The following is a 13,695-nucleotide window of genomic DNA, read 5'->3' on the forward strand; positions in this document are numbered from 1 at the left end:
GTCAGCGTGCGGGCCTTCACCGGAAGATCCAGGACCTCAGCACGGCGTACCGGGAGATCCAGGACCTCAGCGCGGCGTACGCCCGAGCGGAGGGACGGTCGCCGCGCCCCCGCGGGGGTGCGGGCCGGTCAGCCGCGGTGTGCCTCGAAGCGGAGGGTACGGGAGACGCCCACGCGCACGGTGGTGCCGGGCGCGATGGTCACGGGCTCGTTGGGCGGGATGTCGTAGAAGTTGGGGTCGCCGGGCGGCTGGATCTGGGTGCCGTTGACGGAGCCGAGGTCCACCAGGTTGACGTCCCAGCCGTCCAGGGCCACCCGCAGGTGCCTGCGGGAGACCGACCCGTCGGGGCTGGTGACCTTGGCGGGGCGGGCGGTGCCACCCGCCACCTCGGGGGCCCGCTCGGGGTCGCGGCCCAGCAGGTAGTCGCTGTCCAGCGGCAGCGCCGTGCCGTCGTCCAGGACGAGGACGCCGAGCGGCGGGCGCGGCCCCTTGTAGGGGACGAGCGTGCGCTGGACCAGGGCGATGCCGCACACTGCGCAGTAGGGCGCGCGCGGATCGTTGAAGTGGTCGTTCTTGCAGTCGACCCCGTAGACCAGCGGCCGGTCGCCGTGGTCCTGCTGCTCCTGCGGCGGGGGCCCCTGCTCGAAGTGCTCCTGCGGCGGCGGCCCCAGGAGCGGCGGCGGGCCCTGCTCGAAGGGGTCCTGCGGCGGTCCCAGGCGCGGCGGGCCCGGGTCGAAGTGATCCTGCGACTGCCCCTGGTGCGGCGGCGGGCCCGGGTCGAAGGGGTCCTGCGACGGCGGCCCCATGGGCTGGTCGTAGGGCTCGGGGACCGTGCCGTTGCCCGAGGGCGCGGGCTCGTCGTAGGAGGGGAAGGAGACCGGCTCCGGCTGCGCCGGGGGCTGCTCCAGCACGGGCGGCGGCGGGAACTGGGGGCCGGAGGACGGCTGCCGCATGGGTGGCTGCTGGTCGGCGCCGGACATCGGGTAGGGGGGCGCCTGGGCCGGCTGCGGCGACGGCTGGCTCGGCGGCTCGGCGCGCTGCGGCAGCAGGTCGGGCTCGAGGTGGTAGGCCGTGTTGGGCATCTCGGCGGTGAGCGGCCTGGACGGGCCGGCGGAGACCTGCTCGCCGAGCTGGGCGGCGACGCCGCCGCCGTGCACGATGCCGCCGCCGTCGAAGCGGACGGCGGGGTGCGCCTGGCCGGCGCCGGGCAGGCTCAGCTCCACGCTCTCGACGGGGCCGCCGATGAGCCGGTCGGCCCAGGTGAGGGAGTCGCTGCCGGCCAACCGGGTCTGGCCCGCGGCGGTGTTGATCGTGGCCGAGGCGGAGCCGCTCACCAGGACGGCCACGCCGTCACCGACGGGGCCGGCCACGGCGCAGGTGGCGGGGTCACGCGCCATGTTGGCGGCGAGCACCTGGGCGGCCCGGCGGGCCAGGGCCCTGCCGTCGCCTCCGGAGGCGGCCGTCTCGCGCAGCGCCTCGAGCAGGCCGGTGCCCGCGGTCTCGTCCGCGTCGCACACCAGCAGCAGCCCGCCTTCGTAGGCGACCAGCCCGTTGCCGGGAAGCGGGCGCACCGCTCGGAAGCCCTGGTCCGTCATGAGTCCTCCCTCATGACCGTGCTGCACTCATCGGTGCCCTCGCTGCGCTCGGTCACTCAACTCTCCTCCCCGGAAGCCTGGCGATGTGGCGGCACCCGCACCGCCGTGCCGGCCCAGCCATACGCATACCCAGACGACGGAGCGGTGTCGCGGCCGCACCGTCTCGATTCGGTGAACCGGCGGGCCACGGCAAACCCCCCACCTGTGCAAGGTTGGCCAAACAGCACACTATCGGCCAGAGGTCACATCTTCGAATCGCCGGGGGCGTGAACGGGCCGCAACGTCCTGATCACTGGACCTGACATTAGCCGGGGTCAGCCGCTTAGACGAGTGGGACAAATCAGACGCCGGTGAAGACCCGGTTGACGTCGGCGGTGGCCAGCACCCCGTAGATCTCGCCGCCCTGCTCCACCAGGAGGTATTCGCCGGCCGGCGCCTCGCGCATGGCGTCGATCAGCGGCTCACCCACCAGGTCGGCGCCGAGCACCAGGGACGGCTCCAGGGACTTGGCCATGGAGCCCACGTTCACCCAGGGGCGGCGGTGCTCGGGGGTGGCCTGCACGGCCGACTCGTTGACGATGGCGAGGGGCCGGCCGTCGTGGTCCACCACGACCAGGGCGCCCGCCCCGCTCTGGGCGGCCTGCCGCAGTGCCTCGGCCAGCGGCGTCTCGGCCGTCACCGGGATCGCCCTGCGGGCCAGGTTGCGTGCGTTGACCTGCGGGATCCTGGCGCGGACGCGGGCGACGCGGAGCGACTGGGTGGCGCCCATCCAGATGAAGGAGGCCAGCACGAGCGGCCAGATCAGGTCGCGGTAGTCGACGTCCCGCCCGGTCGACATCGCCATGGCGAAGGGGGCCGCGATGAGCAGCACGGCGAGCACCCGGCCGCCCCAGGCGGCGGCGACGGTGCCGGTGCCGGGGTTGCCGCTGAGCTTCCACACCCCGGCCCGCAGCATCCGGCCGCCGTCCAGCGGCAGGCCGGGCAGCAGGTTGAAGACGCCGACGATGAGGTTGGCGACCCACAGCTGCCAGATCAGCACCTCCGGGATGCCGCCGCCGTTGATGAGGAAGACGTCGGCGAGCCAGCCGACGCCGGCCAGGCCGAGCGAGAGCAGCGGCCCCGCGGCGGCCACCATGAACTCCTTGGCGGGCGTCGGCGGCTCCTTCTCGATCTCCGACACGCCGCCGAGAAGGTAGAGGGTGATCCGGCGGACCGGCAGCCCGTAGGCCTTGGCCAGGACGCTGTGCGCCAGCTCGTGCAGCAGCACCGACAGGTACAGCAGCACCGCGAAGGCGAACGCGACGGCGTAGGCGGCGGCGGAGGAGAGCTCGGGCAGCATGGCGCGCACGGTGTCGCCGAACAGCCAGGTGATGAAGGCCGCGACGATGAACCAGGTCCATGACACGTAGACGGGGATGCCGAAAGGTCTGCCCATCCGGATACCGGAGAACTCCTGTCGGGGGCTCTGCTCGCTCACCGCGCTCCTTGCCGTTCACCAGTGCCTGTCGCTGCCTTGATGCTACGCGCCGGAGGGAGTGATCCCGGACTCGCGAGCCCGGTTATGTCGGGCCGGTGACCTAGAGTGCGGTGCATGACGTTGACCGATCCGGTGATCATCGGAGCCCTCTCCCCGTCCCGGGCGGGCGACTTCATGACCTGTCCGTTGCTCTACCGGTTCCGGGTGATCGACCAGTTGCCGGAGAAGCCCTCCCCGGCGGCGGTGCGCGGCACGGTGGTGCACGCGGTGCTGGAGCGGCTCTACGACCTGCCCGCGCCGCGCCGTTCGGTGGAGGCGGCGCTGGGGCTGCTGGAGCCGCAGTGGGAGCGGCTGCTGGCCGAGGAGCCGGCCTACGCGGAGATGTTCGCCGACGACGCCGAGCGGGCCGAGTGGCTCACGCAGGCGCGCGGGATGCTGGAGCGATACTTCACGCTGGAGGACCCGACCCGGCTGGAGCCGGCCGAGCGGGAGCTCTACGTGCAGGCGGTGCTCGACGGCGGGCTGATGCTGCGCGGCTATGTGGACCGCCTGGACGTGGCGCCGACCGGTGAGGTGCGGGTGGTCGACTACAAGACGGGCAGCGCGCCGGGGCCGGACTTCGAGGCCAAGGCGCTGTTCCAGATGAAGTTCTACGCGCTGGTGCTGTGGCGGCTGCGCGGCGAGGTGCCCCGGCTGTTGCAGCTGGTCTATCTGGGCGGCCGCGGCGAGGTGCTGCGGTACGCCCCCGACGAGGCCGATCTGCTGGCGACCGAGCGCAAGGTGCGGGCGCTGTGGACGGCGATCGAGCGGGCGCTGGAGACGGGCGAGTGGCGGGCCAGGCCGAGCCGCCTGTGCGACTGGTGTGATCATCAGGCGCTCTGCCCGGAGTTCGGCGGCACTCCCCCGCCGGTGCCGGCCCGGCAGCCGGGTGACACGGTCCGCAGCAACCGGCGCGCGGCGACCGACGAGCTGTAGCCGCGTTCTCCTCCTTGGGTAGGAGGTTTCGGGCTTTCACCTGGGCCTACAGTGAAGCGGTGCGCGCAGACCGGACCACGTTCCATGACTCGGTCCTGGCGGTGCTGGTGGCCGCGGTCTCCGTGGTGCTGTTCCTGGGCCGGGACGGCGGGCGGTTGGAGCCACCGGGCCTGTTCGCCAGCCGGGCCCCTGACGCGGTGGGCGTCACCCTCGTGCTGCTGATGTGCGTGCCGGTGGCCGTGCGCAGGCGCTGGCCGCTGGCCGGACTGTGCGCGAGCCTGGTGTCCGCGACGCTGCTGTCCGCCCTCGGCTACGGCGTGGGCCTGGCGGGCGTCGCGGTGGTGGTGCTGCTGTACGCGGTGGCGTCCTATCGCGGGCTGGCGGCGGCGCTGGGCGGGCTGCTGCTGTCGCTGGTGGTCTACGGGGTGGGCGCGGCGGCCGGCCCCCTCACCACGACCCGCTGGAGCGATCATGTGGCGGTGCTCGTGGTGCTGGTGGCCGTCTGGGGCGGCGGGCGGAGCCTGCGGCTGCGCCGCGCCTACCTGGAGGAGCTGCGGGACCGGGCCGCCCGCCTGGAGCGGGCGCGCGCGGCCGACACCCGGGCGGCCAGGGCGGAGGAGCGTACGCGGATCGCCCGCGAGCTGCACGACGTCGTCGCCCACCACGTGAGCGTGATGACGGTGCAGGCGGCGGCGGCGCGCAAGGTGCTGGCCACCGATCCGGAGTCGGCGAGCGAGGCGCTGTCGGCGATCGAGTCGACGGGCCGCACGGCGATGGCGGAGATGCGCGACATCGTCGGCGTGCTGCGGGCGGACGCCCGTGCCGAGCTGACGCCGCAGCCGGGCCTGCGGGACCTGCCGGCGCTGGTGGAGCAGATGCGCGAGGCCGGGCTGAGCACCACGCTGTCGGTGGAGGGCGCGGCGCGGCGGGTGCCCGCCGGGGTGGACCTGGCCGCCTACCGCCTGGTCCAGGAGGGTCTGACGAACTCCCTGCGGCACGCGGGCGCGGGCGCGCGGTCCGAGGTGACCGTGCGGCACGGGCGGGACGAGCTCGAGGTGCGGGTGGAGGACGACGGGCTGGGCGCGGCCGCCTCGCCGCGGCGGCCGGGCCATGGTCTGGTGGGCATTCGCGAGAGAGTCGCCCTCTATGGTGGAATCCTGACCATCGGCCCGAAAGCCGGAGGCGGTTTCAAGGTGCGGGCGAGGTTCCCGTTGAAGGACGGACAATGACCATCAGAGTGCTGCTGGTCGACGACCAGCCGCTGCTGCGTACGGGGTTCCGCCTGATCCTGGAGGCCGAGCCCGACATCACGGTCGTGGGCCAGGCGGGCGACGGCCAGGTGGCGCAGGAGCAGACGAGGGCGCTGCTGCCCGACGTGGTGCTCATGGACATCCGGATGCCGGGGGTCGACGGCATCGAGGCGACCCGCAGGATCGTGCGGGAGGCGGCGCCGAGCGCGCACGTGCCGAAGGTGCTGGTGCTGACGACCTTCGACCTGGACGAGTACATCGTGGAGGCGCTGCGGGCCGGCGCGTCCGGGTTCCTGCTCAAGGACGTGCCGCCCGACGAGCTGGTGCAGGCGATCAGGGTGGTGGCGGCGGGTGACGCGATCGTGTCGCCGAGCGTGACCAGGCGGCTGCTCGACCGGTTCGCGGCCAGGCTGCCGTCGGCCTACGCGCAGACCACGCCCGTCCGGCTGGACCGGCTCACCGAGCGGGAGCTGGAGGTGCTGCGGCTGATCGCCAAGGGCATGTCCAACGCGGAGATCGCGGCCAAGCTGGTGGTGAGCGAGACCACGGTCAAGACGCACGTGGGCAACGTGCTGACCAAGCTGGGGCTGCGCGACCGGGTGCAGGCGGTGGTGCTGGCCTACGAGACCGGCCTGATCACCCCGGGCGCCCTGTCCTGAGCCGACGGGCCAGGACAGGGCCGGGTGGGTCGCCTCACGCCTTCGTGGCGTCCTCTGCGGTGGCGGCGACGGGCGCGTTCTCCGGGAAGTGACAGGCGACGCGGTGGCCGCCGGCCAGCTCCTCGAGCGGCGGCTCGACGGTCTTGCAGATCTCCTGGGCCTTCCAGCAGCGGGTGTGGAAGCGGCACGCGGGAGGCGGGTTGAGCGGGCTCGGCACGTCGCCGGTGAGGCGGATCCGGTCGCGGTCCCTGCGCGCCTTGGGGTCCGGCACCGGCACCGCCGACAGCAGCGCGTTGGTGTACGGATGCATGGGCGCGGTGTAGAGGCGCTTACGGTCGGCGATCTCCACGATCTTGCCGAGGTACATGACGGCCACTCTGTCGCTGATGTGGCGCACCACCGACAGGTCGTGGGCGATGACCACGTACGTCAGGTCGAGCTCGTTCTGCAGGTCTTCGAGCAGGTTCACGACCTGGGCCTGGATCGACACGTCGAGCGCGGAGACCGGCTCGTCGGCGATGATCAGCTTCGGCTTGAGCGCGAGCGTGCGGGCGATGCCGATGCGCTGCCGCTGCCCGCCGGAGAACTCGTGCGGGTAGCGGTTGTAGTGCTCCGGGTTGAGGCCGACCATCTCCAGGATGTCCTGTACGGCCTTCTTGGTGCCGTTCTCGGTCTTCACGCCCTGGATGCGGAACGGGGCGCCGACGATGGCGCCGACGGTGTGCCGCGGGTTGAGCGACGAGTAGGGGTCCTGGAAGATCATCTGCATGTCGCGGCGGAGCGGGCGCAGCTTGCCCTGACCCATGTGGGTGATGTCGCGGCCCTCGAAGACGACCTTGCCGCCGGTGGGCTCCAGCAGCCTGGTCACCAGCCGGCCGGTGGTGGACTTGCCGCAGCCCGACTCGCCCACCAGGCCGAGCGTCTCGCCCTTGAACACGTCGAAGCTGATCCCGTCGACCGCCTTGACGGCGCCGACCTCCCGCTTGAGGAGGCCTTTGGTGACGGGGAAGTGCTTCTCGAGGTTCTGTACCGAAAGAAGCGGCTCGTTCTCGCTCACTGGGTCTCCAGCACTGGCTTGATCTCGGTCTCCCACAGCGTCCGCCGTTCGGTCCTGCTCATGTGGCAGCGCACCAGGTGCCCGCGCTCGGTCGGGGCCAGGTCCGGCACCTCGGTGGAGGAGCGGCCGTCGGTGCGGTCGGCGTACGGGCAGCGGGGATGGAAGGCGCAGCCCGGAGGCACGTTGATGAGGGACGGCGGGGAGCCCTTGATCGGCAGCAGCCGTTCGGTGCGCTCCCGGTCGAGGCGGGGCATGGAGCTGAGCAGGCCCCAGGTGTAGGGGTGCTCGGGCTGGTAGAAGATGTCGTCGGCCTTGCCGTACTCGATGCACTTGCCGCCGTACATGACCAGGATGTCGTCCGACAGCTCCGCCACGACGCCGAGGTCGTGCGTGATGACGATCAGCGCGGAGTTGAACTCGCGCTGAAGGTCGCGCATCAGGTCGAGGATCTGCGCCTGTACGGTCACGTCGAGCGCGGTGGTGGGCTCGTCGGCGATGAGCAGCTCGGGGTCGCACGACAGCGCCATGGCGATCATGGCGCGCTGGCGCATGCCGCCGGAGAACTCGTGCGGGTAGCTGTCGACGCGCTTGGCCGGCTCGGGGATCCCGACGCGGCCGAGCAGGTCGACCGCGTGCTTGCGCGCCACCTGCTTGCTCACGTCGTGGTGGATCCGGTAGGCCTCGATGATCTGGTGGCCGACGGTGTAGTAGGGGTGCATCGAGGACAGCGGATCCTGGAAGATCATCGCCATCTTCTTGCCGCGCAGGCCGCGCACCGCCTCGGCCGAGGCGCCGACGAGCTCCTCGCCGTCGAGCCAGATCTCACCGGAGATCTTGGCCCGGCCGCCCTTGTGCAGGCCGAGGATGCCGAGGCTGGTCACGCTCTTGCCGGAGCCGGACTCGCCGACGATGCCGAGGGTCTGGCCGCGCTCGAGGCTGAAGGTCAGGCCGTCGACGGCTCTGACGAGCCCGTCGTCGGTGGGGAAATGGATCCGCAGATCCTTGACGTCCAGGAAGCTCACGACAACCTCACCCTCGGGTCGACCACCGCGTAGAGGAGGTCGACGACGAAACTCGCGACCACCACGAAGCCGGCGGCGAACAGGACCACGCCCATGACCTGCGGCAGGTCCTGGTTTCTGATGGCCAGGATGGCGAACTGGCCGAGTCCGGGCAGAGTATAGGTCGTCTCCGTCAGGATGGCGCCGCCGATCAGCAGGCCGAAGTCGATGCCGAACAGGGTGAGGATCGGGGTCAGCGCGGCGCGCAGCCCATGTTTGACCACGACCTCACGTTCGTGCAGTCCCTTGGCGCGCGCGGTGCGGATGTAGTCCTCACCCATGGTCTCCAGCATGCCCGCGCGGGTGAGCCTGGCGTAGGTCGCCGCGAACAGGAACGCCAGCGTGATCCACGGCAGCAGCAGGTTGTAAGCCCATTGGGCGGGGTTCTCCGTCAGGTCGGTCCACGCGCCGCCCGGCGGGGTCCAGCCGAGGCCGTAGCTGAAGACGACCAGGGAGACCATGCCGGTGAAGAAGATCGGCAGCGACACCCCGGCGAGCGCGGTGCCCATGGACAGCCGGTCGAAGAAGCTGCCGCGCCGCAGCGCGGAGAGCACGCCGACGGACACGCCGAAGACCACCCAGAGGAGGGCCGCCCCGATGGCCAGGGAGAAGGTCACCGGCATGCGGTCGAGCAGGTCCGGCCAGACGGGCTGGCCGCTGATGAAGGAGTAGCCCAGGCAGGGCGCCGGGCACTGCTCGACGCCGGCTCCGTAGTCGTACTCGGCACCGACGAAGATGCCCTTGAGGAACCGGCCGTACTGCACGACGATCGGGTCGTTGAAGCCCAGTCGCTCGGCGACCAGGTGCACCGTCTCGGGAGTGGCCGCGCGGCCGACATACCGCGAGGCGAGAGCCTCCGGGGTGGAACCGGCCCACTGCGGCACCACGAAGAAGATGCCGAAGGTGACCATGCTGATGACGATCAGCATGGCGAAAGCGCCGATGAGTCGTCTGATGATGTATGTGAGCACCGCTACCGGCCGGATGGCCTGCCCGTCGCCGGGCAGGCCATCCCTGCCTTCACCTGCCTTCGCTTAGATCCCCGAATATCGCCTGGTCACTCGACGCCGAGCATGATGTAGTCGTACATGCTCTGACCCTCGTTGTAGGCGACGTTCGTCACGCCCTGGCCGCGCAGCAGCAGCGCCTTGGCCCAGACGACCGGGAGGAGGGAGGCGTCCTCCATGACGGCCTTGTCGACGTCGACCCACAGCTTGTTGCGGGCGGTTGTGTCGAGCTCACTCGAGGCCTGGTCGATCAGGCCGTCGACCTTGTCGCTCTTGACGCTCAGGTTGTAGTTACCGGCGTCACGGATGGTGCGGCTGTCGACGATGGCCTGCATGAAGCCGTAGCCGTCAGGCCAGTCGGAGCCCCAGCCGTGGGTGGCCAGGCCGATGCCGTTCTTCTTGACGTACGCAGGGTTGCCGGCGTAGTCGGAGAAGTAGCTGGAGGCCGGGAAGCCCTTGAGCGTGAGCTTGATGCCCACCTTGGACAGCGCCTGCTCCATGGCCTCGGCCAGCGCCTTCTCACGCGGGCGGTCGGCACGGAAGGTCATCGTGGTGGAGAAGCCGTTGGGCTGGCCACAGGCGGTGAGCGCCTCCTTGGCCTTGGCGATGTCGCCCTTGTTGCCCTCGGACGGGTAGGTGTCGAACTTCTCCTGGCCGACGATGGGCGGCGGCATCACGTTGGTGGCGATCTCGCCGCCAGCGACCTCGCCTCCGTAGGCGGTCTGGTTGGCGACGCGGTCCGCGGCGTACATCACGGCCTTGCGGCAGTCGACGTTGTCCAGGGGCGGGTTGTCCGGGATGACGGAGATGTACCAGAGCCTGGGGATGGTCGGGTTGTCCGTACGCGCCTTCATGGCCGGGTCGGGCAGGACCTTGCCCAGCGCGGCCGGCTGCAGACCGGTGCCCGGGATGTCGAGGTGGATGTCTCCGGAGATGAGCTGGTTGTCCAGGTCGTCGGCGTTGACGTTGAGCTGGACCTCGATGCGGTCCGGCAGCGCGGGACGGTTCGGGTCGGTCGCCGGGTCCCACTGGTCGTTGCGGACCAGCGCGAACTTCTTACCGATCTCGTTCGTCTCGAACTTGTACGGCCCGGAGGAGATGATCTTCTCACGGTACTTCGCGCCGGTGTCCTTGTCCTTCGGCACCGGAGCGGTCATCGGCATCTGGACGATGTAGTCCATGGACGCGAACGGCTTCTTCAGGTGGAAGACGACCGTCGTGTCGTCCGTCGCCTCGACGGCCGACTTGTAGTCGACGTCAGGGGTCTTGTAGACGCCCTTGAAGTCCTTCGGCCAGTCCAGCAGCTCGTTCAGGTAGGACGGGCCGTGCGGGAAGGTCTCCTTGTCGAAGGTCCTGGCCACCGCGTAGGCGACGTCCTTCGCCCCGATCGGCGTGCCGTCCTCGTACTTCAGACCAGGCTTGATCTTGTACGTCCAGGTCTTGCCCTCGTCGCTCGGCTCACCCAGCGACTCGGCGAGGTCAGGGATGACCGTGTTGCCGTCAGGGCCGGGACCCGGCTTGTACATCGTCAGCGTCCGCCAGTAGAACCGGCCGAAGTTGAACGAGTAGCCGTAGTAGGTGTCGCCCGGGTCGAGGCTGTCCCAGTCGGCGGAGTGGGCGGCCTTGAGCGTGCCGCCCTTCTTGGTCGAGGGGTTGAACACCTCGGTCAGCGCGGCGTTCGCCACGGGTTGCGCGGCGGCGCCCGAGGCGGACTGGGCTGGCTGGGTTGTGCCGCCCCCTCCGCCGCCACAGGCGGAGAGCACCAAGGCGAGTGCCGCTGTCGCGGCCGCCGCCAGTGCGGATTTCCTTTTCATTCACTACCCCTTGTTAGTGGAGATGGGGATGGAGCATGGGCGAAGGGTCAGTGCGCCCGCGGGTCGAAGGCGTCCCTCAGCCCGTCGCCGAACAGGTTGAAGGCCAGAACCGTGATGAAGATCGCCAGACCGGGGAAGATCACGAAGTGCGGCAGCGTGTAGAAGCGCACCGCCTCTGAGAGCATGCCACCCCAGGTGGGGGTGGGCGGGTTGATGCCGACGCCGAGGAACGACAGCGCCGCCTCGAACAGAATGTTGGCCGGGATCAGCAGCGTCGCGTAGACCAGGATCGGCGCGATCAGGTTGGGCAGGATCTCACGGAACAGGATGTAGCCGTTGCGCGCGCCCAGGCTCCGCGCCGCGTCGACGAACTCGCGCTCGCGCAGGGACAGGGTCTGGCCACGGACGATGCGGCCGATGCTGGGCCAGCTGAAGAAGCCGATGATGAAGATCAGCATCGCGATGCGCAGCCCGTTGCCCTCCAGGCCGAACCCCTTGTCGGGGACGACGCCGGCCAGCGCGATCGCGAAGACCAGCAGCGGGAAGGCGAGGAAGACGTCCATCAGGCGGCCGATGACCTGGTCGACCCAGCCGCCGAAGTAGCCGGCGACGACGCCCATCACGGTGCCGATGAGCACCGACACGAGCGTGGCCAGGAAGCCGATCAGCAACGAGATGCCGGCGCCGGCCACGATCCGGCTGAAGATGTCACGGCCGTTGACGGGCTCGACGCCGAGCAGGTATTCGGAGCCCATGCCGCCGAAGTCGCCCTTGGGCAGCAACGTGGATGAGTCGATCATGTCCTGGTGGAACTCCAGCGGCGGATGCCCGAACAGCGCGATGATCGGTGTCGCGAAGACGGCCACCAGAACCAGCAGGAGCACGGTGATCCCGCCGGTCAGCGCGACCTTGTCCCGGCGCAGCCGCATCCAGGCGATCCCGGTGAGGGATCGTCCCTGGACGGCCTGCCCCGCTCCCGTGAGCACGACCTCCGGCTGCGCTTCGGAAGCCGAACCGGAAACGTCTAGCGGTGCGGTCATGCCGGATTGCCCCCTGATTTCAGACGACGTTGTCTGTGCGTTCTTGATACAGACCGCTCGTCGCGACCTCAGGAGGCAGGATCTATGCCCTGAGCTGCGCTGACTAGTCCCTAGGGCAGCTATGTGGCTCAACTGTGATTGTCACGAAACTCATTCGTATCGATCTTGAGGAGTTTGTCTGGGACCCGTCTCGGTTACGTCCCGGAACTGTGACACAGCGGGCTAGCTGATGCCCCGCTTCTTGAGGAGATCTTCGATGTCGGAGAAGTCGTCGTCGGCGCTCTTCTTCTTGGACTCGACCGCCGGCTTGGCCGCCGCCGGCCGCGCCGCCGGAGCTTGCCGGCCCGCGGGCGCCTGCCGGCCCGCAGGGGCCTCGGCCGCCGTCTCGCCGGCCTTCTTGCCGCCGCCCGCCTTGGCCAGCTTGCGCCCGCGCAGCACACCGGACACCACGAACAGCACCACCGACAGCCCGGCCACGGCCACGCCCGCCCACACCAGCGGGTTGAACACCAGGCTCGTCACGAAACCCACGAGGGTCGAGCCGATGGTCCACAGCGCCTGCAGCGCGTTCGTCAGGTAGGCGGCCAGCGGCAGCAACGCCCACGCGGCCACCCGCATCCCGGATGCCGCGCCCCGGCGCCGGAACGCCATGAAGCTCAGCACCAGCCCGGCCACGGTCAGTCCCACGCACAGCGGGAACCATGCGATCTGGTCAAAAGGCATTCGGGGCCACCCTCCGTCTTCGGCTACCCCTCCATCCTGGCACGCGATATGGCGCGTGCTCCTCCTCCGCGAGAACCACCCTCCCCCTAGGGGAAGACCGGATCATCCCGTACGGGGTCCGCCCGCGGCCGAGGTCACCGTACGGCAACCGTCACCTACGGTGAGCGACGTCGGCCCCGCGCCCTCACCGTTCGGCGCCACGAGCAGGTACGACCGGACACGAGCAGGTACGACCGGACACGAGCAGACACGAGCAGACACGATCGGACACGAGCAGGCACGACCGGGCACGAGCAGGCATGACCGGGACACGACCGGGCACGACCGGGTCAGCGGGCAGGAGCAGGGCGTCAGGCGGAGATGTGGGCGCGCAGGGTGGAGACGGTGACCTCGGTGAGGGAGGAGACGACGAGGCGGCCTGGAACCGCCTCGATGGGCAGCAGGCTGGGGACCGCCACCACCGCACAGCCCGCAGCCGTGCCCGCCGCCACTCCGGTAGGCGAGTCCTCCAGCACCACGCTGCGGACCGGCCGCACGCCGAGCAGGCGGGCGGCCGTCAGGTAGGGCTCCGGGTCAGGCTTGGGCCGGAGCACGTCGCCGGCCGTGACGATGGCGTCGAAGCGATCCCTGCCGACGCTCTTGAGCACCGCGTCGGCGATGTCCAGCAGGGACGAGGTGACCAGCGCCACCGGCACGCCCTCGTCCCGCAGCGCGTCGAGCAGCTCGCCCGCGCCCGGCATCACCTGGACGCCTCCCGCCAGCCGCGACACCATGCCGGTGATCATCGACTCGCGCACCCGCTCCGGGGCGACCGAGGAGCCGGACACGGTGAGCATGTAGTCGACGGTCCGCTCCATGGACCCGCCGACCAGGTGCGTCTGGTGCTCCAGCGTCCACTGCCCGCCGAGCTCCGCCATCACCTCGGTCTCGACCTCCAGCCACACCCTCTCGGTGTCGACCAGAAGGCCGTCCATGTCGAAGAAGACCGCGTCCATACATCCCCCATACCGAATCGTCCATGAACCTGCGCGTCGCGC

At 70.3% G+C, this 13,695-nt stretch carries 12 protein-coding genes; 3 read left to right on the forward strand and 9 right to left on the reverse strand.

Features of this window, described 5'->3' with window-relative positions; all coding sequences use genetic code 11:
* Positions 1-128 precede the first annotated feature (128 nt).
* Both OHA68_RS38130 and OHA68_RS38135 read right to left on the reverse strand, forming a co-directional pair.
* Positions 129-1,595 (reverse strand): FHA domain-containing protein, encoded by a 1,467-nt coding sequence (locus OHA68_RS38130; RefSeq protein WP_327104599.1) that lies wholly within the window; start codon positions 1,593-1,595, stop codon positions 129-131.
* Between the two features lie 340 nt (positions 1,596-1,935).
* Positions 1,936-3,072, reverse strand: a complete 1,137-nt coding sequence (locus OHA68_RS38135; protein WP_225277223.1) for a site-2 protease family protein — start codon at positions 3,070-3,072, stop codon at positions 1,936-1,938.
* A gap of 114 nt (positions 3,073-3,186) precedes the next feature.
* On the opposite strand from OHA68_RS38135, the gene OHA68_RS38140 reads away from it, so the two are divergent.
* Genes OHA68_RS38140 through OHA68_RS38150 form a run of 3 tightly spaced genes read left to right on the forward strand, consistent with a single transcriptional unit; the run spans position 3,187 to position 5,956 of the window.
* Positions 3,187-4,047: a RecB family exonuclease gene (locus OHA68_RS38140; RefSeq protein WP_189140508.1), complete on the forward strand. Its 861-nt coding sequence runs from the start codon at positions 3,187-3,189 to the stop codon at positions 4,045-4,047.
* Between the two features lie 59 nt (positions 4,048-4,106).
* Complete coding sequence (locus OHA68_RS38145) at positions 4,107-5,276, forward strand: sensor histidine kinase (RefSeq protein ID WP_327104600.1); 1,170 nt, start codon at positions 4,107-4,109, stop codon at positions 5,274-5,276.
* Positions 5,273-5,956, forward strand: coding sequence for a response regulator (locus OHA68_RS38150; RefSeq protein WP_189140506.1), 684 nt, complete (start codon positions 5,273-5,275; stop codon positions 5,954-5,956). The genes OHA68_RS38145 and OHA68_RS38150 overlap by 4 nt, the downstream gene beginning before the upstream one ends.
* A gap of 34 nt (positions 5,957-5,990) precedes the next feature.
* Here the strand turns inward: OHA68_RS38150 and OHA68_RS38155 are convergent, their stop codons facing one another.
* The 7 genes from OHA68_RS38155 to OHA68_RS38185 all read right to left on the reverse strand — a co-directional run bounded on the left by OHA68_RS38155 (position 5,991) and on the right by OHA68_RS38185 (position 13,653).
* Positions 5,991-7,049 (reverse strand): ABC transporter ATP-binding protein, encoded by a 1,059-nt coding sequence (locus OHA68_RS38155; protein WP_372462251.1) that lies wholly within the window; start codon positions 7,047-7,049, stop codon positions 5,991-5,993.
* Positions 7,010-8,035, reverse strand: coding sequence for an ABC transporter ATP-binding protein (locus tag OHA68_RS38160; protein ID WP_327104601.1), 1,026 nt, complete (start codon positions 8,033-8,035; stop codon positions 7,010-7,012). The genes OHA68_RS38155 and OHA68_RS38160 overlap by 40 nt, the downstream gene beginning before the upstream one ends.
* Positions 8,032-9,045, reverse strand: coding sequence for an ABC transporter permease (locus OHA68_RS38165; protein WP_327104602.1), 1,014 nt, complete (start codon positions 9,043-9,045; stop codon positions 8,032-8,034). Before OHA68_RS38165 ends, OHA68_RS38160 begins: the two co-directional genes overlap by 4 nt.
* Before the next feature lie 86 nt (positions 9,046-9,131).
* The gene (locus OHA68_RS38170; RefSeq protein ID WP_327104603.1) at positions 9,132-10,895 is read right to left on the reverse strand and encodes an ABC transporter substrate-binding protein; all 1,764 of its coding nucleotides are present in this window, start codon (positions 10,893-10,895) and stop codon (positions 9,132-9,134) included.
* 47 nt (positions 10,896-10,942) lie between these two features.
* The gene (locus OHA68_RS38175; RefSeq protein WP_327104604.1) at positions 10,943-11,935 is read right to left on the reverse strand and encodes an ABC transporter permease; all 993 of its coding nucleotides are present in this window, start codon (positions 11,933-11,935) and stop codon (positions 10,943-10,945) included.
* A 222-nt stretch (positions 11,936-12,157) separates the two neighbouring features.
* Entirely contained in the window at positions 12,158-12,658 is a 501-nt protein-coding gene (locus OHA68_RS38180; RefSeq protein ID WP_327104605.1) for a cellulose synthase, read from the reverse strand.
* Between the two features lie 350 nt (positions 12,659-13,008).
* On the reverse strand, positions 13,009-13,653 hold the full coding sequence (locus OHA68_RS38185) for an HAD family hydrolase (RefSeq protein WP_327104606.1): 645 nt from the start codon (positions 13,651-13,653) through the stop codon (positions 13,009-13,011).
* Positions 13,654-13,695 lie beyond the last annotated feature (42 nt).

Origin of the sequence: Nonomuraea glycinis (assembly GCF_035920485.1) — a bacterium.
Classification (GTDB): Bacteria; Actinomycetota; Actinomycetes; order Streptosporangiales; family Streptosporangiaceae; genus Nonomuraea; species Nonomuraea glycinis.